Annotated in this window: 1 protein-coding gene; it reads right to left on the bottom strand. The window is 66.9% G+C overall.

Annotated elements, in window-relative coordinates:
* The coding region (locus tag EN804_RS34915) for an ABC transporter substrate-binding protein (RefSeq protein WP_246693536.1) at positions 1 to 405 on the bottom strand (405 nt) is incomplete at both ends.

The following is a 405-nucleotide window of genomic DNA, read 5'->3' as shown; positions in this document are numbered from 1 at the left end:
CCGGGGTGTCGACCGTGCTGAGGTCCTTGAACACGGTGCGGCCGAGGTTTTGCAGCGGCTTCCAGATCTGCAGTGCCGAGAAGGCGACGTCGGCGGAGGTGAACGGCTTGCCGTCATGCCATTTGACGCCTTCGCGCAGCTTGAAGGTCACGGAGAGCCCGTCGGCAGTTCCTTCCCAGCCTACCGCCAGCCGCGGCGCAAGCCCGTCCTTGCCGTCGAAGGAGGCCTCGGCCAGCGCCGCGACCACCTTGCTGGAGATGAAGAAGACGCCGTTGGAAGCGACAATAGCCGGATTGAGGTTGCGCGGCTCGGAGTCGGCGGCCACGATCAACCTGCCACCCTTCTTCGGCGTCTGCGCCCGGCCGATGGCCGGCAAGGCGGTCGAGGCCAGAAGCAGTGCCGAGC

This window comes from Mesorhizobium sp. M8A.F.Ca.ET.161.01.1.1, assembly GCF_004792105.1.
Lineage (GTDB): Bacteria > Pseudomonadota > Alphaproteobacteria > Rhizobiales > Rhizobiaceae > Mesorhizobium.
This window is presented reverse-complemented; position numbering and strand designations above follow the sequence as displayed.